At 33.7% G+C, this 21999-nt stretch carries 22 protein-coding genes; 8 read left to right on the forward strand and 14 right to left on the reverse strand.

The genetic code is table 11. The features are described from left to right. Nucleotides 1–171: 171 nt before the first annotated feature. The 4 genes from hpf to fakB1 all read right to left on the reverse strand — a co-directional run bounded on the left by hpf (nt 172) and on the right by fakB1 (nt 3887). Entirely contained in the window at nt 172–750 is a 579-nt protein-coding gene (hpf, locus tag AK212_RS06650; RefSeq protein WP_053029925.1) for a ribosome hibernation-promoting factor, HPF/YfiA family, read from the reverse strand. A 61-nt stretch (nt 751–811) separates the two neighbouring features. Further along, complete coding sequence (locus AK212_RS06655) at nt 812–1486, reverse strand: ComF family protein (protein ID WP_053029926.1); 675 nt, start codon at nt 1484–1486, stop codon at nt 812–814. After that, on the reverse strand, nt 1479–2729 hold the full coding sequence (locus AK212_RS06660; protein WP_156304897.1) for a DEAD/DEAH box helicase family protein: 1251 nt from the start codon (nt 2727–2729) through the stop codon (nt 1479–1481). Before AK212_RS06660 ends, AK212_RS06655 begins: the two co-directional genes overlap by 8 nt. 291 nt (nt 2730–3020) lie before the next feature. After that, nucleotides 3021–3887, reverse strand: coding sequence for a fatty acid kinase binding subunit FakB1 (fakB1, locus tag AK212_RS06665; RefSeq protein WP_053029928.1), 867 nt, complete (start codon nt 3885–3887; stop codon nt 3021–3023). 143 nt (nt 3888–4030) lie between these two features. Here fakB1 and AK212_RS06670 point away from each other — a divergent pair, with 143 nt between their 5' ends. Beyond that, nucleotides 4031–4672 carry a YigZ family protein gene (locus AK212_RS06670; RefSeq protein ID WP_053029929.1) on the forward strand — a complete coding sequence of 214 codons (642 nt, stop codon included), beginning with the start codon at nt 4031–4033 and terminating at the stop codon, nt 4670–4672. A gap of 58 nt (nt 4673–4730) precedes the next feature. On the opposite strand, the gene AK212_RS06675 is transcribed toward AK212_RS06670, so the two are convergent. Next, nucleotides 4731–5816 (reverse strand): glycosyltransferase family 4 protein, encoded by a 1086-nt coding sequence (locus AK212_RS06675; protein WP_053029930.1) that lies wholly within the window; start codon nt 5814–5816, stop codon nt 4731–4733. Nucleotides 5817–6182: 366 nt separating this feature from the next. On the opposite strand from AK212_RS06675, the gene gdpS reads away from it, so the two are divergent. The 4 genes from gdpS to pepT all read left to right on the forward strand — a co-directional run bounded on the left by gdpS (nt 6183) and on the right by pepT (nt 10001). Beyond that, on the forward strand, nt 6183–7253 hold the full coding sequence (gene gdpS / locus AK212_RS06680) for a GGDEF domain-containing protein GdpS (protein ID WP_053029931.1): 1071 nt from the start codon (nt 6183–6185) through the stop codon (nt 7251–7253). Nucleotides 7254–7484: 231 nt separating this feature from the next. Further along, nucleotides 7485–8246, forward strand: coding sequence for a threonine/serine exporter family protein (locus tag AK212_RS06685; protein WP_053029932.1), 762 nt, complete (start codon nt 7485–7487; stop codon nt 8244–8246). Nucleotides 8247–8262: 16 nt separating this feature from the next. Further along, nucleotides 8263–8757, forward strand: coding sequence for a threonine/serine exporter family protein (locus AK212_RS06690; RefSeq protein WP_053029933.1), 495 nt, complete (start codon nt 8263–8265; stop codon nt 8755–8757). Between the two features lie 14 nt (nt 8758–8771). After that, nucleotides 8772–10001, forward strand: a complete 1230-nt coding sequence (gene pepT / locus AK212_RS06695; protein WP_053029934.1) for a peptidase T — start codon at nt 8772–8774, stop codon at nt 9999–10001. Nucleotides 10002–10071: 70 nt separating this feature from the next. Here the strand turns inward: pepT and AK212_RS06700 are convergent, their stop codons facing one another. From AK212_RS06700 to AK212_RS06710, 3 genes are all read right to left on the reverse strand, one after another. Beyond that, a complete protein-coding gene (locus AK212_RS06700) occupies nt 10072–11193 on the reverse strand; it encodes a glycerate kinase (protein WP_053029935.1) in 1122 nt (373 codons plus the stop codon). A 310-nt stretch (nt 11194–11503) separates the two neighbouring features. After that, complete coding sequence (gene ytxJ / locus AK212_RS06705; RefSeq protein ID WP_053029936.1) at nt 11504–11824, reverse strand: bacillithiol system redox-active protein YtxJ; 321 nt, start codon at nt 11822–11824, stop codon at nt 11504–11506. Nucleotides 11825–11956: 132 nt separating this feature from the next. After that, nucleotides 11957–12832, reverse strand: a complete 876-nt coding sequence (locus AK212_RS06710; protein ID WP_053029937.1) for an EMYY motif lipoprotein — start codon at nt 12830–12832, stop codon at nt 11957–11959. 109 nt (nt 12833–12941) lie between these two features. On the opposite strand from AK212_RS06710, the gene AK212_RS06715 reads away from it, so the two are divergent. The 3 genes from AK212_RS06715 (at nt 12942) to AK212_RS06725 (ending at nt 14807) form a co-directional block, all read left to right on the forward strand. Beyond that, nucleotides 12942–13457 (forward strand): GrpB family protein, encoded by a 516-nt coding sequence (locus AK212_RS06715; RefSeq protein WP_053029938.1) that lies wholly within the window; start codon nt 12942–12944, stop codon nt 13455–13457. A gap of 79 nt (nt 13458–13536) precedes the next feature. Further along, on the forward strand, nt 13537–14460 hold the full coding sequence (gene murB / locus AK212_RS06720) for a UDP-N-acetylmuramate dehydrogenase (protein ID WP_053029939.1): 924 nt from the start codon (nt 13537–13539) through the stop codon (nt 14458–14460). Nucleotides 14461–14492: 32 nt separating this feature from the next. Continuing rightward, nucleotides 14493–14807, forward strand: a complete 315-nt coding sequence (locus tag AK212_RS06725; protein WP_053030006.1) for a CHY zinc finger protein — start codon at nt 14493–14495, stop codon at nt 14805–14807. 53 nt (nt 14808–14860) lie between these two features. Here AK212_RS06725 and AK212_RS06730 read toward each other — a convergent pair whose 3' ends face one another. From AK212_RS06730 to nrdF, 6 genes are all read right to left on the reverse strand, one after another. Continuing rightward, on the reverse strand, nt 14861–15901 hold the full coding sequence (locus AK212_RS06730) for a ferrated catecholamine ABC transporter substrate-binding lipoprotein SstD (RefSeq protein ID WP_053029940.1): 1041 nt from the start codon (nt 15899–15901) through the stop codon (nt 14861–14863). A 260-nt stretch (nt 15902–16161) separates the two neighbouring features. After that, the gene (locus tag AK212_RS06735) at nt 16162–17196 is read right to left on the reverse strand and encodes a ferrated catecholamine ABC transporter substrate-binding lipoprotein SstD (RefSeq protein ID WP_053029941.1); all 1035 of its coding nucleotides are present in this window, start codon (nt 17194–17196) and stop codon (nt 16162–16164) included. Nucleotides 17197–17307: 111 nt separating this feature from the next. Then, entirely contained in the window at nt 17308–18093 is a 786-nt protein-coding gene (locus AK212_RS06740; protein WP_053029942.1) for an iron ABC transporter ATP-binding protein, read from the reverse strand. Further along, on the reverse strand, nt 18090–19049 hold the full coding sequence (locus AK212_RS06745; RefSeq protein WP_053029943.1) for an iron chelate uptake ABC transporter family permease subunit: 960 nt from the start codon (nt 19047–19049) through the stop codon (nt 18090–18092). The genes AK212_RS06740 and AK212_RS06745 overlap by 4 nt, the downstream gene beginning before the upstream one ends. Further along, the gene (locus tag AK212_RS06750) at nt 19039–20007 is read right to left on the reverse strand and encodes an ABC transporter permease (RefSeq protein ID WP_053029944.1); all 969 of its coding nucleotides are present in this window, start codon (nt 20005–20007) and stop codon (nt 19039–19041) included. The genes AK212_RS06745 and AK212_RS06750 overlap by 11 nt, the downstream gene beginning before the upstream one ends. Before the next feature lie 1021 nt (nt 20008–21028). Then, the gene (nrdF, locus tag AK212_RS06755) at nt 21029–21997 is read right to left on the reverse strand and encodes a class 1b ribonucleoside-diphosphate reductase subunit beta (RefSeq protein ID WP_053029945.1); all 969 of its coding nucleotides are present in this window, start codon (nt 21995–21997) and stop codon (nt 21029–21031) included. Nucleotides 21998–21999 lie beyond the last annotated feature (2 nt).

A 21999-nucleotide genomic window follows, 5' to 3' on the forward strand; every position in this document is an offset into this window, starting at 1 on the left:
ACAGAATCCTTATCGAATTCACTGTCCCACCCTTATCACAATGACTAAAGCTAAATAGCTCATTTTATGGTCACATTTTTAACCAACCAATGACTACAAACCTAGATTGTAAATTTTATAATGTTATTGAATTTATAGTAACTTAAAGTTAATCAACTGAGTAAAAACCAATTATTCAGTTGTTTCAATTAATCCATATTTACCATCTTTACGTTTATAAACAATGCTTGTACCATCTGTATCACGATCAGTGAAGATGTAGAAATCATGACCTAATAATTCCATTTGTAATACAGCTTCTTCAGAATCCATTGGTTTTAAGCTAAATTGTTTAGAACGGATGATTTCAATATCGCTATCATTTGTAGCTTCTGCATTAACCTCACCATTTGTTTCTGGTGGTGCCTCTTGAACTTCTGCTACAAACGCTTCTGGTTCTCCATGCGTTTTATGTTTACGATTAACACGTGTTTTATATTTACGAACTTGACGCTCTAATTTGCTAGTCACTAAATCAATGCCTGCATATAAATCATCGTGTCTTTCTTCAGCTCTTAATGTAACATTCTTCAATGGAATTGTTACTTCAATTTTAGTTGTTGAATTTTGATACGTTTTCACTTTAACATGTGCGACTGCATTTGGCACATCATTAAAATAACGTTCAAGTTTACCAATTTTGTCCTCAATATAGTTGCGGATGGCATCTGTAATAGTGAGGTTATCTCCATGAATTTCAAATCTAATCATAGCTATCTCTCCTTTAACCTCTTATGTTGGTAATTCTTACTATTATAATACCACGTTTAGCCTATCTTGAAAACGTAAACACTTTGAATTTTCTGACATTTTTGTCATATAATTTACACCCTGCGTGATGAATTGTTAATCCTGTTGTATAAATATCATCAACGAGTAAAATTTCTTTACCCGTTAAATCTATATCCTCTTTTATAAAGAAAGGATTCATCGCTTTTGCTCGTTCTACCTTACCTAGTTTTGATTGTTTAGGACGCAATTCAGTCCCTAATATATCTACATAGTTGACGTCCATCTTTTCTAGCACTGTTGCAACTGGATTAAAAGTTCTCAGTTTATCACGTGCTAATGGTGATGGTATAGGAACAATTAGATCATACGTTGTCTGTGGTAATTGAAGTTGTGACGCTAACACCTCAGCTAAATAATAATCTCTCATAAGCTTGTATTGGTGTATGATGTCTTTCATTATGCCAGTATATTGATAATCGCAATAAAGTTGATCCATTAATGTAAAATTCTTAGCTAAAAATTGACAATCCAAACATTTGCCTTCTTTATTGTTATTGTCATTTAAACACTTAGGACAACGTTGCTCATCTTTAATTAATCGTACGCTCTCCCACATTTGTAGACATGCCTGACATAAGCGTTGAGGTACACGATAGAAGTTGAATACACTTAGTGGTTCATCTAGATGTACACCACACTGTATACACTTAGGCATTCACCCACCCACGTTGGATACCTAGTCGATTCATTTTTTTAATTTCTCTTTTTGCTTGTATCATAGCGATGCTCACACCTTCATGCATAAACACTACGTTTCCAGTGGGCGCTTCCTGTTTACGTCCCACACGTCCAGCAATTTGTATGAGGGCAGCCTGTTCAAAAGTATGTGCATTGATAACAATGACATCTAATGTCGCCATAGTGAATCCTCTTTCTAAAATTGTTGTTGTAAAAACAATGGTATGTTCACCATTTCGAAGTGCCTGAACTTTATCAAATCGTAACGCATCTTTACTTGAAACACATATTAAATCCGGAAAATAATAGCGATAGCGTTTATATGTTTCTGTCATTAATTCAATATTATTAAAGAATACTAATGTATAGCGGTTTGCATTGATTTGATTGATTAACATTTTCTTTAATTTAAACTGTATATGTTTAACGTTCAATTTGAAATATGAGAACCTAGGCACGGGTAGCGGGTGTTTATGAAAACGTGCTGGTAAAGTGATGATTTGCGCAGTTGATAAACGCTTGATTAGGGATTTGGGAGGGGTTGCCGTCATAAAAATGTGGCTATGCTTTTGTTTGGATGACAATTGGATTGCATTCATTAAGCGCGGATCCATAGATAAGGGAAATGCGTCAACTTCATCGATAAAGATAACATCGAAATGGGATTTGAATCTAAACAATTGATGAACTGTTGCAATAATGAAATGACCATTATAGTGCTGTTGACTACTTTGATGTAAGACGTCAATTTCTTCTGAAATAAATGCCGCTTTAATACGTAAACTAATTTCCACTACAACATCTACTCTTGGAGATACTATAGCAATGTTATAACCACGTTGACGCGCCACACGAATGCCTTCAAACATCATTTCAGTCTTCCCAGCGCCAGTAACAGCATACAATAATAAAGGTTGGTGCTGATTAATTGCTTGTACAATCGCATTTGACGCATATTGTTGTTGTTCTGATAGTTGAAAGGGTAACTCATAATATCCATCAGAAATCGTATGCTCACTTTGCGTAATTCTAAATTCTGTAATATTGTCCATACGGCCTAACTGTATGCAATACCTACAGTATATAATACGCTTGTCTGAAAAAGATGTTTCATATTCGCACATATCATGGATATTAGTATTACCACATTGAAGACAGCAATACCCATTGTTTGTAGCGATTATACCAGGCGTGACTTTGATGACTGTTTCATCAGTCAATGTAACGTCAGGGCCTACTAATTTTCCATATGATTTGATTGACTATCACTCCTTATTTCATATAAAAAAGCCTAAAAGCATTTAGAATTCGGATATAAGACATGACGCGTTTAATTAAAATAGAACCCCCCACATGCTTTGTTTGCTGATTTCCATTTCTGAAATACCTTTCAACAAAGGAATTCTATCTTAAGCTTCTGGCGGTATGCCGTAATCTTGCTACCACCAATGCACATCAATGCTCATTGTCTTAATCCTTATTTACTCAACACTTTTAGACTTGAATTGTTATTAATTAATTTCGATTTTTCTTGGGAAGTACCCTAAACCTAATCCACCTGACCCTAGATGAGATGCAATAACTGGTCCAAATTCTGAATATTGCACATTGATGTTTGGATACGTCTCTTTTAAATGGTTATAAAAGTCTTTGCCTTCATCAATTTTGTCACCATTGATTACAAAGACAGTCACGTCGTCGATATCTTTAATAATTTCAAAGATATTGTCTTCTAATGTATTAAATGCACGTTTTTTTGTACGTACTTTTTCAAATGGATAAATTTTGCCATCCTTTTCCAAACGTAGTACAGGTTTCATTTTCAATAATGTTCCAACCCACGCTTGCGCACCAGTGATACGTCCACTTTTTTGTAGATTCTTAAGATCATCAACAATAAAGTAAGCACCTGTTTGCTCACGGATTTCTTCTAATTCTTCGATAATTACTTCTGGCGTAAATCCTTTGTCAATAAGTTCTTTCGCGTATATTGTATAACTTCCTTCAATCATCGCTGCTAATTTAGTATCAAACGTATGAACATTGACACCTTCTACCATTTCTCCAGCTTGCGTTGCCGATTGATAACTACCACTTATACCACTCGATAAAGCAATCACAATAATATCTGTGTAACCTTTATCTCTTAATTTCTCATAGTTCTCAATCCATTCTCCAATAGCCGGTTGGCTTGTTGTAGGGAACGTCTTAGATGAGGCCATTTTATTATAAAAATGTTCAATCGGTACATTATCATTCTCAGTAAACGTTTCTCCATCATCAAATGCGACACTTAATGGTGCGATAGGTATCTCATACTTGTCCATAAAGTCTTGTGGTAGATACCCTGTTGAATCTGCCATTACTGCGATTTTCATAGTAGTCCTCCTCAATTATACTCAAAGCTATTATAAATTATTTTTATTGAAAAAGAAATTCATAATCAGATATTTATTCATTTAAAAATTAGCGTGTATAATGAAAGTTAAACATCTTTTCTATTTATTGGAGGTGAACAACTTTGACCAATTCTATTATTACAATCAAACAGGAACATATCATTGAAAATGTCATTAATAAATCTAGATTCATTGCACATATAAAACCTGTCTCATCGGAGGATGAAGCGAAAGCTTTTATAAATGAAGTTAAACAACAACATAAAGAGGCTACGCATAACTGTTCAGCTTATACAGTTGGCGATCAAATGAACATTCAGAAAGCAAATGATGATGGCGAACCAAGTGGGACTGCTGGTGTACCAATGCTAGAAATATTAAAAAAATTAGACGTCCATAATGTTTGTGTTGTTGTTACACGATACTTCGGAGGCATTAAACTTGGTGGCGGTGGCCTTATTCGTGCATATAGTGGTGCCGTAAGGGATGTAATTTATGACATTGGACGCGTAGAATTGCGCGATGCCATCCCCACAACCGTGACCATTAATTATGATTTAACTGGAAAGTTTGAATATGAATTAGCCTCTACAACGTATTTTTTAAGAGATACTACGTATACCGATAAAGTCAGTTATCAAATTGATGTCGTACAAACGGAATATGATGATTTTATTGCATTTTTGAATAAGCACACAGCTGGTAATTTTGAATTGCATGAAGCAGACGTTAAAAAGTTACCCTTTGATATACCTACAAATTAATAAAAACCTTGTTTGTGTAACACTACCTAATCATTTAAGTAGCCTCACAAACAAGGTTTTATTTTTTATGATGTTCATCAATGTCATTATTGACATGATGTGATTCATTCTTCTTTGTAATTAAATTGAGTATCGGGCGATAACTATCATCAATCAATCCCGTAAATTCAACAATCAATTCAATTGTAATCACGATTAATATGAACATTAGGAGTACACCTAGAGGTTGTGACAAGTATAAAATAATACTTGATAAACTAAATAATATCGCTATTGAATAGATTAACAATACCGTTTGTCTATGGCTGTATCCCAATGCTAGAAGTTTATGGTGCAAATGAGACTTATCCGCTTGCATGATGTGTTGGCCATTACGTATTCTTCGAATCATTGCAAACAATGTATCGATAAATGGTACCGCTAAAATTACAATTGGGAAAAATAGCGAAATGAATGTAATGTTTTTAAAGCCAAGCAACGATAGAAAACCAATAATGAACCCAATCAATAGCGCACCACTATCACCTAAGAAGATCTTAGCAGGGTGAAAGTTAAAGCATAAAAATCCTAATAATGAACCTATTAACACACTACAAATCATGATAATGAATACATTCGCTTGTAAAATTGCAATAAACGCAATCGTAATAAGACCAATTGCGGAAACGCCTGAAGCTAATCCGTCTAATCCATCAATTAAATTAATGGCATTCGTAATCGCCACAATCCAAATAATTGTAATGGGGATACTCAATATTCCAAAATGAATCGTTGGCCCCATCGGAAAAGATATGAAATCAATCGTAATACCATAAAACGCAACGATTGAAGCGGCGACAATTTGTCCAATTAACTTTAAAATAGGCTTTAAATCATAAATATCATCAATTAATCCTACTAAATACATTACAATAGCCCCTAAAACTAAGGGCTTAACTTCTCTTTCAATAGGATGGCCAAGCCAAATTCCTATTAAGAAAGAAAGTAGTATAACAGTACCACCCAATACTGAGACTGGCTTTGTATGTACTTTTCTGAAGTTTGGCCTATCTACTAAATCGAATTTAATAGAGACCTTTATAATAATAGGTGTTAATATTAAACTGATTACCAATGTCACAGCAATAAGTAGTAAAGTATACATCAGTTCACCTTCAATAAATCTCTTTTTAATTTGTCATATTTGCTAGTTATCTATTCATTCTATTTAAACAACTTTTAATTCATTTTTGTATTGGACTATAGTTGTAAATTACTGACACTTCATCACAACGTTCAGTAAACTCCAACTATTTTACCCTATTTCTCTATGTTTATCCTTAATTTTCAATTGAATGTAAATTTTTTGTAAAGATATTATAACTTATATCATATCATTTCATTATTCATTTGAATACGAAAGTATATATATTCTATCTAATTTGTTTGTTATATCTGATACAACTTAATGACAAATGGTAAGTTTTCACTTACAATAACTAATGGTTAAATTAAAGGAGTCGATTCCAATATGATTGAATCTATCATTTACAATATTGCAGTTATGGTAGCGGGAATATATTTATTCCATCGGCTACAATATTCCGAAAATAAAATCATGGTCTTTTCAAAAGGCTATGTCACGGTGTTGATGACTATTGTTGCCCTACTACTTGCAGCTTACCCAATTCCATTCCATCAAGAATATTTAGTTCATTTAACGTTTGTCCCATTATTATTTCTAGGTCGTTTTACGAATATGGGTTATACCTTAGTTTCAGCAGTCATTGTTGCCCTAGTTGAAGTATTTGCATTTGGAAACTCACTTCTTTATGGCGTAGTACTGATCGTAATAGGTATCATCGTCAGTATGGTTGGCCCATTCTTGAAACAAAATGATATTGTGGCTTTAGTTGTTTTAAATTTGATTAGTGTCATTATTTTACTTATTTTATCCATCTTCAGCCCGCTATATGACCTTACTGAAATCGCATTTTTAGTTCCTATTTCATTCGTTTTAACCATTGCTTCAGCAATTACATTTGTTGATATGTGGCACTTCTTTTCATTAGTTACACGCTACGAAAATGAAGATAAGTATGACTATCTTACTGGTTTAGGAAATGTGAAAGAATTTGATAGACATTTAAATCATGTATCACAAATCGCCGAAGAGAAAAAAGAAAGTCTTGCCTTATTATTAATTGATATCGATGGTTTTAAAGATGTTAATGATACGTACTCACATCAATCTGGAGATGCTGTGCTCAAACAAATGTCACAGCTATTAAAGAATTATGTTCCTAAACAATTCCAGATTTTCCGTAATGGTGGTGAAGAATTTTCAGTTGTTATCCGTGATTATTCATTAGATCAAAGCGTTAAATTAGCTGAAAATATACGAACTGGTGTTGAAAAGTCTTCATTCCACTTACCTAACAAGGAAGTTATTAAATTATCTGTCTCTATTGGTGTAGGTTACTTAACGCAAGATGATCATAAATCGCAACGCAAAGTCTTTAAAGATGCCGATGATATGGTCCACGTTGCTAAAAATGAAGGTCGTAATCAAGTAATGTTTAATCCAATCATTAAATTATAAAACTAAAAGCAGTCAACATATTAGATAATCAAAGTAGGATTCATATAGGTTATCTCATTATGTTGACTTTTTTATGATATCTATCTTAATGTTGCGTTATTTTTCATGTTAACAGGGATTAGATGTGGTATGAATACGAAGCGTACTATTGCAAGTTGCGTGTGCAAGTTGTACACTTCAAATTGTCTATGAAATTAAATTTAATTATCCAAAGTACTGGAGGTGCCGTTTATGTCAGATTCAATCACTATTATCGATGAAAATAAGGTGATTGATGTAGTTTTAATAGCTGGGAGAATCCTTCTTGAAGCTGGTGCAGAAACGTATCGTGTAGAAGATACAATGAACCGTATTGCACATAGTTACGGTTTAAATGATACATATAGTTTTGTAACGTCAACAGCCATTATCTTTTCACTTAATGACCGCACGAATACAAGACTAATTAGAATTCGCGAACGTACAACGGATTTAGAGAAAATTGCACTAACAAACAGTTTATCCAGAAAAATTTCTAGAAATGAATTAACCATTGATGAAGCAAAATCTGAATTGATTCATTTACGTCGTGCATCGTTACAATACTCATTTCTATTAAACTTTTTTGCAGCTGCAATTGCCTGTGGATTCTTCTTATTCATGTTTGGTGGTGTAGCTTCAGATTGCTGGATTGCTGTTATAGCTGGTGGGGCCGCTTTTTTAACGTTTAGTTTAGTACAACGATTTATTCAAATTAAATTCTTTTCAGAATTCGTTGCCTCAGCGGTCGTTATCACAATTGCAGCTACCTTTACTAAGCTCGGTATTGCAACGAATCAGAATATCATTACCATTTCTAGTGTAATGCCACTTGTACCCGGAATATTAATCTGTAATGCGATTCGAGATTTAATGGCTGGTGAATTGTTAGCCGGAATGTCTAGAGGCGTTGAAGCTGCATTAACTTCATTTGCCATCGGTGCTGGTGTAGCCATCGTTTTATTAATTATTTAAGAAAGGCTGTGTATAAATGTTATTTTATTTATTCCATTTCACAATTAGTTTCATTTCTACAGTGCTCTTCTCAATTATCTTCAATGCACCGAAGCGACTACTCGCAGCATGTGGATTTGTAGGTGCTGTTGCATGGACCATATATCAATTCACTGTAGATATGGATTTAGGAAAAGTTGGCGCCGCATTTCTTGGAAGTTTAATACTCGGATTATTAAGTCATGTTATGAGTCGTCGTTACAAACGTCCTGTGATTATTTTTATAGTGCCAGGTATCATTCCGCTTGTACCTGGGGGTACCGCATATGAAGCAACACGTTATTTAGTGTCAAATGATTATACACAGGCAGTAAACACTTTTTTAGAGGTAACACTTATTTCTGGTTCTATCGCGTTCGGAATTTTAGTAGCTGAAATCCTCTACTATATTTACACACGCATCAAGCAGTATTATGATAAAATTAAAGGTAAAACATATAGAAAATCATACAATATGAATAATAGAATCTAAGGGGATGTCTTGCTATGAAAGCACAGATTATAGACAGATTATCACGTTACGTCAAAATCGATACACAATCTAACCCAGAATCGTCAACCACACCTTCAACTGACAAACAATGGGATTTATTACATTTATTACAACAAGAACTTGAAGCCTTTGGTCTAGAAACAGACCTTGATGACAATGGCTATTTATTTGCGACGCTAGAAAGTAACATTTCTTCCGACGTTCCTACTGTTGGATTCCTAGCACATGTTGATACGTCACCTGACTTTAATGCTAGCAATGTGAATCCTCAGATTGTAGAAGCCTACGACGGTAGTGCAATCAAACTTGGCGATACGGGTCGTGTATTGAGCCAAGAAACTTTTCCAGAATTAAAAAAACTTAAGGGCCATACACTCATGATTACTGACGGCACATCATTGTTAGGCGCAGATGATAAAGCTGGCGTTGTGGAAATTATGGAAGCAATTAACTATTTAATTGAGCATCCTGAAATTCAACATGGCCGTATTCGCATAGCATTCACACCTGATGAAGAAATTGGGCGTGGTCCACATCACTTTGATGTTGAACGCTTTGATGCAGACTTCGCTTATACAATGGATGGCAGTGAATTCGGTGAGTTACAATTTGAAAGTTTTAACGCTGCAGAGGCAAAAATTACGACACATGGCGTCAACGTACATCCAGGGTCAGCTAAAAACATCATGGTCAATGCAATATCATTAGGCCACCAATTTCATAGTCTTTTACCTGCAAGTGAGGTTCCAGAACGTACAGAAGGTTATGAAGGTTTCTATCATTTAATGAAATTTGAAGGTAATGTTGAAAAAGCGACATTGCAATATATTATTCGTGATCATGATAGAGACGCCTTTGAATTGCGTAAAAAGAAATTATTAGAAATTCGCGACGATATTAATATTCATTACGAAGATTTCCCAGTCGAGGTAACAATCGAGGATCAATATTATAATATGGCTGAAAAGATTAAACCACACCCATATATTATTGATATACCTAAAAAAGTGTTCAAAGATTTAAATATTGAACCTAATACAGCACCTATTCGCGGTGGTACTGACGGATCACAATTATCCTATAAAGGTTTACCAACACCTAACATTTTTACAGGTTGCGGTAATTTCCATGGACCTTTTGAATATGCATCAATCGATGTAATGGAAAAAGCAGTACAAGTCATTATTGGTATTGCACAAGAAGTCACACATCATCATAAATAGATATCACAAATTAGGGAACCATGATGACCGTATGGGTCATTGTGGTTCCCTTTTGTTAGCATTTATTCATTTATCCATGGTTCAATGTCGTTTTTAATAGTCTAAGTGCTTGAACAGTGAAATGTCTGATTTGTATGCCCATTTTAAAGTCTGTGTAGCTTTCTGGCATCTCAATAAATGTATTGAACATTGCTGTAACTTGATATTGGTCAAAGACATTAAATTTGTCGTCCGTCGCGCAAATAGCAATTGCTGGTTTATGATGTTTATGTGCTAACTCCGCAATTGTTAAAGTCGTTGTTTCAAGTAAGTGGTCTTCCTCTTTCACACCTTCACCAAAGATAATTAAATCAGCTTGAGATACGAGATCATCTAAATGCGTGATTTGATTGACTAATTCATGACTTGTTAATATCTCAGCATCATACAATCCACTTAATAATGCTGCAATACCACCGCCAGCGCCACCTCTTTCGATTGGACCCATGGCAATTTTCATTTCATTTTTAACCAACTCACTAAAGTACCAAATTAAATTATCGATTTCAGCGGCCTTTTCTCGTGTCATTCCATAACCTTCATACGTCTTCATAATTTCACTATGTTTACCATATAATTTACTAGAAAAGTCAGACATCACCTGAATATGTGCATCTTTAAAATTTTGAGGTATCTCAGAAAAGTCAATACGTCGAATAAATTTGATGACTTGAGCCCCTTCGCGCGCATCCAAAAGTTCTCCTTCATCATTATAGAATTTCGCACCTAAGGCTTGCATCATACCGATACCACCGTCGAAACTATCGATACCGCCTAGTGAGATAACAATGTTCGCAGCGCCGTTATTCAATGCATCTAGAATAACCTCTCCTAAGCCATAACTTGAGCGTTGTTCGATTGGCTTTTGACCTTTAACAAACAAATTACCTTCAATTATAGTTAATCCTTGTTCAGTTTGACCATAGATTGTTTCAACTTCATTCATATCTGCATCATGGACATTCACTCTATATTTTGTACCTGATTGCCACAAGAATACCGAATCCATAAGTTCATGGCGACCATTAAATAATGGCACTTGTACAATATCAGCATCTTCAATTTGACTGGCTACCGCTTCTTCAACGAAACGATTTGCTTGATAACTCGAAATGATACCGTTAAATTCATCCATTGCTACTAATACTTTCATCTGTTAATCACCTCATGCCATTTTCTTTATTTATATATTGATTTAGATGTTATATATTCGACTTCACTTTCACATTATACATGGGTTGTCTCTACTTTTCATAATAATAGCAGTTATAATAACATAAATAAAAAACAGGGGTGACGCAGAATTCACTTTGAATTCATGTCCCCCTGTAAGGATGTTGCGCACTAAGAGAAGCCTGATATGGCCATCTTCTCAGAGTCGCCGGCTACTGTCCTTTTAAAATGTGGCCTTAAACGATGATTGTTATTTGAATTTAATATTTACTTTCTTAATTCGTAATCTATTATTCTTCAGCTTGCGCTAATGAAGATACGTTAATATCACTATGACTCGCGTTCCACTTTGCTTCTCCATCAATAAAATAGAATGCTTGTGGAGATTCATGTTTCACATGGGTCTTTTCAGCGATATAGTCAGAAAGTTTTCTTTCTTCTTGAACGACTAAGTAATAGCCATCCATATCTCTTTCATATAAAAACTTGTTAAATTGATCGTATGCATCTGCTGAGATTGGACAAGTATCACTATGTTTTAATACAAATACATATTTATTGTCTTTAAGTACTTGTTCAAACTGGTCAATCGAACTCAGCTTTATAGCCATTCTATTCACCTCTAAAATTATTTATGTCCATATTGCATTTTATAATCATTATAAACTACTCAATGGGTTCAATTATACACATTTCATTGTCCATTGTTAACCAAAAATTTTAATTTTAATAACTGTGTCTACTTATTGCTTTTTTAACTTTTTCAATTCTTCGTAAAATCCACTATTATCCTTACTTAATTCTTTACCCGTTTTCGGTAACTTTTCTACATCAATTTTAGAAAGTTTTTTCTCTATCTCGATGGTTGTTTCTCGCGTATCATAATAATTCAATAAATTATAATACATTTCAATAGCATTTTTACGCGCACTGTTAACTTTTGGATCAGTAATATTCGTTTGATTCAATTCTGTTATTTGCTTCTCAATCAATGGCTTAATATGATCATCTATTGCTTTATTAGAAGTCATATCATCACGCTCTAAATATTTTTGTGCTGCTTCTTTCAACTTCTGATTGTTATTTTCAATTTTAGATGTTAATTGATTTGCATCTTCTTGGTTCGTTGCTTTTTGAATTTGTGTTTCTACCTGTGAGCGATTGCTTTCAAATAGTTTAGTATAATCCAATATATCCTCATTCGCCTTGATTGATTTATTACATAAGTCTACAAAGGCTTTAATGTCATAGATGGATTGTTTTTCTTGTTTCACATTTTGCAAATACTTGTCTTTTAATTCTTTAACATCATGATGTTCAGCAGGTAATTGTTTAGCTGATTTTTCATATTTCTTAAATTCAGGAATTAAGTGCTTGTTTATATCCTTCTGCAACGCTTTAAATTCTCTTTTATTCTTATCAGTGGTGTCCGTCTTGCTTAATTGGTCTAATTGTTTCAAATGAATTTTATCCATTACTGTTTTGACGTCTTTCTTCTCATCTTCAACCATATTTAGTTGTGTTTGGAAATCATTTAAATCTGCACGCTTTTGATTACCACACGATGAGAGTAATACGCCACATATCAACATTATAGAAAGTATTGCTAATTTCTTCATAAATGCACTCCTATCACCACGTATTATACCTAAAGCTATTTATATTGAAAATGATTTGTGTTATAGTATTTCAGAATTTGACAAAACTTACCATTTAAAGGAGATACGTATGTACGCAACCGTTCAACCTTTTATTCAAGATGACGCACAAAGCGAGTATGATACATTATATCAAACTACGAAAGCATCGCTATTCAATTTGCTAGATTCTCCTGTAAAATTCACACAACATATCGGAGGTACACGTCATTTTAATTATGCAACTGAACCTATTCTAGATGTTTTAGTGGGTGTAAATAACTTACATGATATCACAGCTTTAGACGAGAAACGATTGAATTATTTAGGTTTTTATCGTCTCCATCATCCCTATAAGAAGAAAGTGATGATGGCAAAGTTTAATAATATGATTGATTTGAAACAAACCATTCGCTTACATATCATTCAAATGGATACCCTGTTATTCAAACAGTACATTGATGTTGACAATGCACTTGCAACATTGCCAGATATTGCGCATCATTTTTCAGAAAAAAAGCATTCTATCATTCAACATATTAATTATATAAGACCCTATGAAAATCAAAAACAGAAATACTTCGAAGACATCTATCAAAAGTTATAAAACGTTGTCGTCTTCGCAAATCATCTACAAAATTGCTATAATAAAAGGTAGATTATAGAAGAGAAGAAAGGATGTACTTATGTTAAAGCAAGAAGACATCTTACAAGATTTAAAGTCCTTAATACCTGAAGACATTATTAAAGTTAATGAACCACTCAAACGCTATACATACACTGAAACTGGTGGTAATGCTGATTTTTATTTATCACCGACGAAAAATGAAGACGTTCAAGCTATTGTACGCTATGCCAAAGAGAAGGCTATCCCTGTTACTTATCTTGGAAATGGATCAAATATTATTATTCGTGAAGGTGGCATTCGTGGCATTGTAATTAGCTTATTGTCATTAAATCACATCAATGTATCTGACGATGCTATTATTGCAGGAAGCGGTGTGGCAATTATTGATGTGTCACGTGCTGCTAGAGACCACGTGTTAACAGGATTAGAGTTTGCTTGTGGTATTCCTGGTTCGGTTGGAGGCGCCGTTTATATGAATGCTGGCGCATATGGTGGCGAAATCAAGGATTGTATCGATTACGCGCTTTGCGTTAATGAACAAGGTGATTTAATTCAATTGACTAATAAAGAATTAGAATTAGATTACAGAAATAGTATTGTTCAAAAACAACATTTAGTCGTACTTGAAGCTGCATTTACACTTGAACCAGGTCAACTAGACGATATTCAAGCTAAGATGGATGACTTAACTGAACGTCGTGAATCTAAACAACCGCTTGAGTACCCATCATGCGGAAGTGTATTCCAACGTCCACCTGGTCATTTCGCAGGCAAATTAATACAAGATTCAAACTTACAAGGCCACCGAATTGGTGGTGTAGAAGTTTCAAAAAAACATGCTGGATTTATGGTTAATGTAGATAATGGAACAGCTACAGATTATGAAGATTTAATTCATCATGTTCAAAAAGTAGTAAAAGAAAAATTTGATGTTGAACTTCATCGTGAGGTTCGTATTATCGGAGAACATCCTAAAGAATAACAACATGGTACGTTGATAGGAGACGATGAATGATGCCAAAGGTCTATGGTTCGCTTGTAGATAATGAAACACGATGTATACACTATCATACATTTTTAGATGTAATCGCTATTAAATTTAAATGTTGTAATACATATTACCCGTGTTATCAATGTCATGAGGAACATGCGTCACACCCCATTCAACGATGGTCAGAACAAGAATTCAATGAAAAAGCGATTATGTGTGGTGTATGTAAACATGAGATGTCTATTCAAGACTATATGATGACAGAGCTATGTCCGAAATGTAAGGCACACTTTAATAGTCGTTGTAAATTTCACTATCATTTATATTTTGAATTATAATAATAATGGCTTAGTAACAATTGACCGATGGTTACTAAGCCATTTTTTGTTTCTTATTTATTTAATTTTTCAATGATGTGATTTAATTCATCAATTTGTTTGATTGTCGTAGACGTTGATCCTGCGCTAAAGTACCATAGTTTAGGATCGAGTTCATAAACATTACCATGTTTAACGGCATTCACACCTTTAATTACATCATTAGATAACGTTTGTTTCGCGCTTGATTTACCACTCACAACTTGTCCTCTATCCATCGCTAGAATAATGTCAGGATTTTTAGTTGTAATATACTCATTATTAATATTTTGACCGTGTGGGCTAGCTTTAACATGCGTATCAGTCGGTTTAAAGCCTAGTGTATTATAAATTAAATCACCAAATCTACCACCTGGACCGAAAGTTGATAACTCACCTTCATTAACTAACAAGTACATCGTTTTCTTATCTATTTTTTCAACTTTTGCTTTTGTATCTGCTATTTTTTTATCCAGTGCATCATTTAAAGATTTTGCTTTATCTTCTTTACCATAAATTTTACCTAATTTTGTTGTTACTGATTTCATATCATTAATATAATTTTTCTCGCTAGCACCAACATAAATAATTTTGGCGTTTGGCGCCGCTTTTTTCAATTCATCTATATTTTTCACTGTTGCTGTTCTTCCAGAAATATAAATCACTTCTGGTTTTGCTTTAGCTACTTTATCAAAATTAATTTGCATTAAATTACCCGTATTGATGTATTTCTCATCTTTAAATTCTGAAAGAAATTCAGGTAATGCCGCATTTTTCTCACCTTTAGGTAAACCAATAATTTGGTCTTGTACACCAAATGTTTTCAATACATCGACAGCACCGTAATCAAAGACAATCGCACGCTTTGGATGCTTAGGAACATCCACCATTTCTTTAACCTCTTTAGCGTCACTTTTATCTTTCTTCTCGCCTCGTGTCTTATAATTATTTTCTATTTGAACGATGTCTTTATTTTCATCTTTTTTTGTGGCACCATGATCGCTATCTGAACTTTTGCCACATGCCACTAAAACTAAGGTAAGACTTAATACTAAAAACACAATTATTTTCTTCATCGTTGCAACATCCTCTTGTTGTTGTATTTAAGTGATAACGATTATCAATATCACTTAAAAATATATTACTTTATTATAAAATATTTTTCAATAAAAAGTTGCAAGCTATGCTGAATATGATATTGAAGTATAAGCGTATTTCTTTAATACGTGATAAGACTAACTTATTTTCAAAATAAAAAAGTCAATGAATGCATTTGTACACGCATTCACTGACTTTTAGCCTAAGTATTATATTTTAGATGCTTTGAAATAGCCTATTAATCTACGACTTCTTCTAATTCATCAATTTGTTTAATTGTAGTAGTAGATGAACCTGATGCAAAGTACCATAATTTTGGATCTAATTGATATACTTTGTCATTTTTAACTGCTTTAACATTTTTAATAACGTCGTTGCTTAATACTTTTTTAGCAGTTGATTCACCACCAACAACTTCACCACGGTCCATTGCTAAAATAACATCTGGATTGTGCTCACTGATGTATTCATTGTTCACATTTTGACCATGTGAACTATTGCTTACGTTTTTATCTGCTGGTTTGAAGCCTAATGTATCAAATACTAAACCACCAAATCTTCCACCAGGACCATAAGTTGATAATTCACCTTCGTTTACTAATAAATACATTACAGTTTTATCAAAGTTCTTAGTTTCATCTTTCATTTCAGCGATTTTTTCATCTAACTCTTCGTTGATGTCTTTAGCTTTATCTTCTTTGTTATAAATTTTACCTAAGTTTTCAGTGTTTTTCTTCATGTCTTTAACTAGATTTTTCTCATCAGCACCAACATAAACGATTTTAGCGTCTGGGGCTGCTTTTTTGAATTCATCTAAATTTTTCTGATTGGCAGTTCTACCTGAAATGAATATTACTTCAGGTTTAGCGGCTGCTACTTTATCGAAATTCACTTCTTTAAGATTTCCAGTATTTACGTATTTATCATCTTTAAAGTCTTTTAGGAAATCTGGTAATGATTCATTATTTTCACCTTTTGGTAAACCTTTGACTTTATCTGCCACCCCTAATTCTTTAAGTACATCTAAAGCACCATAGTCTAAAACAATTGCATTTTTAGGATTTTTAGGAACTTCAACTGTGTTGCTAACTTTCTTAGCATCACTACCATCGCGTTCTTCACCTGAAGCTTCAAAATTATTTTTGATTTTTACAGTTTCTTTTGAATCTTTGCTATCACTTTTAGATCCTGAATCGTTACTACTTGATCCATTACTACAAGCTGATAAAACTAATACTAAAGATAATACTAAAAATAAGACTGTCTTTTTCATATGTACGACTCCTCTAAAAATTATTTAACCTTTATGCTGCGTATCGATGGACTTCTCTCTTGTCTACGTCTTCTAATAGCATCACCCCTTTAAAATATGAGGTTAAATGATTTAATTACAAAGTGAGTCAAATGTGATTTCATCGTAATACAGACAAATGCGTTGCCCTCTGATCTCTTCAATATGAACATCCATTTCATATAATTGCTTTAGAATCTCGGTCTGAATAACATTATCTCTTGTATCTGCTTTGACGATTTCACCATCTTTTAATGCGATGATATCGTCTGAATAACATGACGCAAAGTTGATGTCATGTAGAACAATGACAATTGTTTTATTTAAGTCTTTACAAAGTCGGCGTAACGTTTGCATAATCTGCACAGAATGTTTCATATCTAGATTGTTTAACGGTTCATCTAATAAAATATAATCCGTATCTTGCGCAATAGTCATTGCAATATACGCACGTTGTCGTTGACCACCAGATAACGTTTTAATATTTCGATGACGAATGTTTTGAAGCTGCAATAAATCTAGCGCATACTCAACTTGTTCATGATCATCCTTCTTCATACGCCCTTTTGAATAAGGAAATCGACCAAAGTTTACTAATTGTTCAATCGTTATATTCATATCTGTATGATTCGTCTGTTTTAAAATGCTTAACTTTTTAGCTAAATCATCACTTTTATAATCATCGACTGCTTTACCTTCAATCTTTATTGAACCCTTTTCATACTCAAATAAGCGACTTACCGCAGATAATAAGGTACTTTTACCAGCACCATTGGGTCCTATAAGAGAGGTGAGCCTTCCTTTCTGAATATCAACGTTAATATTTTTTAAAATTGGCTTATTCTGTATCGCTTTATCTAAATTTTTAATCTCAATCAATTTGCACTTCTCCTTTTGACAAGTAAGTAAATGAAGTAACTACCACCGATTAAATCAATGATTAAGCTAAACTCTGTTGTAGCTTCAAATAAATTTTCAACAACCCATTGTGCTAAAAATAAACTAATCCAGCTAATTAAAATGGTTGCTGGCAAAATATATTTGTGCTCATACGTCTTCATTAATTCATGTGCTAAATTCACAGTTAATAATCCTAAGAATGTAACCGGACCAACCAAAGCCGTTGAGATAGAGACCAATAAAGCCACTAATATAAGAAGTAAACGCGTCATTGTCTCATAAGATACACCTAAATTGATTGCTTGCGCTCTTCCAAGTAGTAATACATCTAAGTATGGACGCAATATCACTGTAATCACAATTAAAACCAGTAATAAGCATGTTGAAATAAGGACAAGTTTAGAGTTAGATGCCTCAAAACTTGCAAACATCGCACTTTGTACTGCTAAGAACGACTCAGGATCCATAATCAACTGGATAAAACTCGTAATACTTCGGAAGAATGTCCCTAAAATCACACCTACGAGTAAAATAAAATATACTGAGAAGTTCCCTAATTTGAACATGCCTTCAAATAGCAATAATGAAAATAAGACCATAGCAATTAGCGTCACAAAAAAGTTCAAGTATACATTAGTGACAACTGCAGCTTGTGTACCAACTAAAAAGACTGGCAACACTTTTACAAATAAATAAACAGAATCCAATCCCATAATTGATGGTGTTAATAATCGGTTGGTTGTAATCGCTTGAAAGATAACAACTGATGCCCCAATCGCACCACCTACAATGAGGATAAGCACCAATTTTCTCAACCGACTTTGAAATTGATACTGAAAAATCTCATAGTCTAAACCTACTAATAAGTAAAATGCTGCCATGCAAATTGTCGCAATAATTAATATGGTAATTTTCTTGTTAGAACTAATTTGCATAATGCTTTCTACCTTTCATTAGTAATATTAGGAATATCACTGTTCCGAAGACACCAATAGTCAATCCGATATTAATTTCATAAGGATAGACAATCAATCTACCTACGATATCAGCGAACAATACAAATATTGATCCTAGCATGAGTGTATGTGGAAGTGCATTTTTTAAATGGTCACCTCTATACATCGAAATAATATTTGGTACAATCAGACCTAAAAATGGTAGCGTACCTACAGTAACAACCACTAATGCCGTCAGTGCAGCTGTAATGAACAGTGCAATATTTATAATTTTTTCATAGCTAACACCCAAGTTATGACTAAAATCTTTCCCCATACCAGCAATCGTAAAGTGATTTGCGAAGATAAACGCAATAATCAGTAGAGGCACAACAAGATAAAGGACTTCATAGCGTCCACTTGTTATAATTGCAAAGTTGCCATTCATCCAGTTGCCAATGCTCTGCAATGCGTTAGTTCTTAAGGCAATAAATGTCGTGAAACTGGATACAATACCACCAATCATAATTCCTAGTAATGGCACAAAGATAACTTCTTTAACACGAATTAAATTAATTAATTTCACAAATAAGAATGTCCCTGCCAAACTCAATCCAACCGCAAATAATAATTTAATTAATATATGACCTTTTGGGAAAAAAATAAGCGAAATTAAAATACCTAACTTAGCCCATTCCATTGTTCCTGCCGTCGTCGGACTTACAAATTTATTTTGCATCATCTGCTGCATAATTAATCCTGCTAATGCGAGTGAACTACCAGAAAGAAGAATACTAACTGTTCTAGGTATACGACTTGAAAACAAAATATTTTGCTGTTCTTCGTTTAAGTGGAAAATATCTGAAAGAGAGAGCTGACTCACCCCAACAAATAAGGAGACTATAGTTAAACATACTAATACGATAAGTAAAACATAACCCTTAAATAAAAACTTCACTATTTATTCTCCTCGTCTTGCTATATGTATTGAAATGATAGTCGTTATCAACGATAATGATTATCATTGTCGCTATAATCAATATTAAAGATTACTGACCTGAATTTCAATAGTAATTTGAAGATATATTCATATTTATACATGAATCGAAAGAAACAATGTAGATTGTATGGACCGAACACATAATAGATAACACGGTTAAGTTGTTTCATCATGATGGCCAACAATCAGACGTATCACAACCAAAAAGGGGCCGCGGCATAAAGTGCCTGAATAAGTGAAAAAAGACTATTTCTATTGAAATAATATAGAAATGGTTTCAACCATATCATTTACATGGTATGAAATATCATTTTGGAGAATAAACACTGAAGTTTCTATTGGTAGAATAAGCTGAGTCATATTATAATTTTTTAGTATTTCAATATTAAATTACATATAAATACAACGTATTGTGGCGAGACGCTTGCGTTGATTATTAATGAACATAAGTGCACCTGCACTTGCGTAAGTAGTTCTAAGATAGATGACGAAGTGTAGTTGTGTAGACTCCTAGTGTTTCATTTATTGAGCACCAGCGCTACAGCACTGTTGTAAGGCGTTCTAAGATAGATTACGAAACAGAGTTGCGGAGACTCCTAGGGGAGCAGTATTTTCAAAGAGAGTCTGGGACATAAATAATATAATAATGCTATTTAGCAAATTCTCAGTAGTTGACTGAACTGAGAAGGCGCTTAAATCAAGCTTTTCTCAGTTCTAGTCATCCTTGCGAAGGTGGGCGGGGCCCCAACAAAGAGAATTTCATCAAGAAATTCTACAAGCTAAGCAAGTTGGGGTTACGACGAATTTAAAAGAATTCTGTCCCACTCCCACAAGCAAAGCACGTTGGGCAAGCGAGCCAACAATACGAAGTATTATAAATAAAGAAACCAGTAAATGCGTTTTAACAAACGCATTTACTGGCTAACGTTCTGAGAACTAGGTCTCAGATATTATCTCATTTATATCATGTTGTTACTGATTAATCTTCAAAAATAAAATCTTCATCTTGTAATGCTTCTACATTTAACGCCAATGTGTAACCATCACCTTTTACTGAGAAGAAGTCATGGTTTTTAGTTGAAGTATCTAAAGCATTCTCAATGATAGGATTAAATTCTTTTTCCTCAAAATAGGGTTCGAAACCTAAATTTGATAAAGCTTTATTTCCGTTATATTGAACATAATTCAATACATCTTCACTTAAGCCGATATCATCATATAGCAAGTGTGTATAAGAGACTTCATTTGCATATAAATCCTCTAATAATTTATACATTTCTTTGTCTGCTTTTTGTTTTTCATTTTCAGAAAGTTCATTACGCAAACTTTGTGCATCTAGTCCTGTAAATACACCATGGATTGATTCGTCTAATAAAATCTTTCTAATGATCTCACCAGAAGTTGTCATTCTACCTTGCCCAGCTAGGTATAGAGGATAATAGAAACCAGAATAGAACAAGAATGTCTCTAAAAATACACTTGAAACTCTCGCAATATATTGATCATATATAGAGGCTTCTTTTCCCCACAATTTATGATAATTTTCGATAATTTTATCAGATTTATATTTTAAATGAGGCTCTTCAATAACCCAAGTATCTAGCAAATAGTTCGTTTCACTAGAAGGAAGTAAAGTTGTAAAAATATGTGAATAACTTTTCGCATGAATTTGTTCCATCATTGCCATAAATGAATACACTGCTTTTTTACGTAAGTCTGTTGTGTGTAACATAATCAATGGCATACCATCATCTGCTTGATGTGTATCCAATCCTGTTAATCCTGCTAATGCACGTTTAAATGTATTTTTCTCGTCTTCAGTTAGTGTCTTCCAACTTGCAATATCTTTTGATACTTTAAATTCTGTTTCTACCCACATTTGAGAGATATTCTGACGCCAAAACATATTCGTCATATCTTCTTGGGTATTCCAATTGACGGCCTTCATTT

It is taken from the genome of Staphylococcus borealis, assembly GCF_001224225.1.
GTDB lineage: Bacteria > Bacillota > Bacilli > Staphylococcales > Staphylococcaceae > Staphylococcus > Staphylococcus borealis.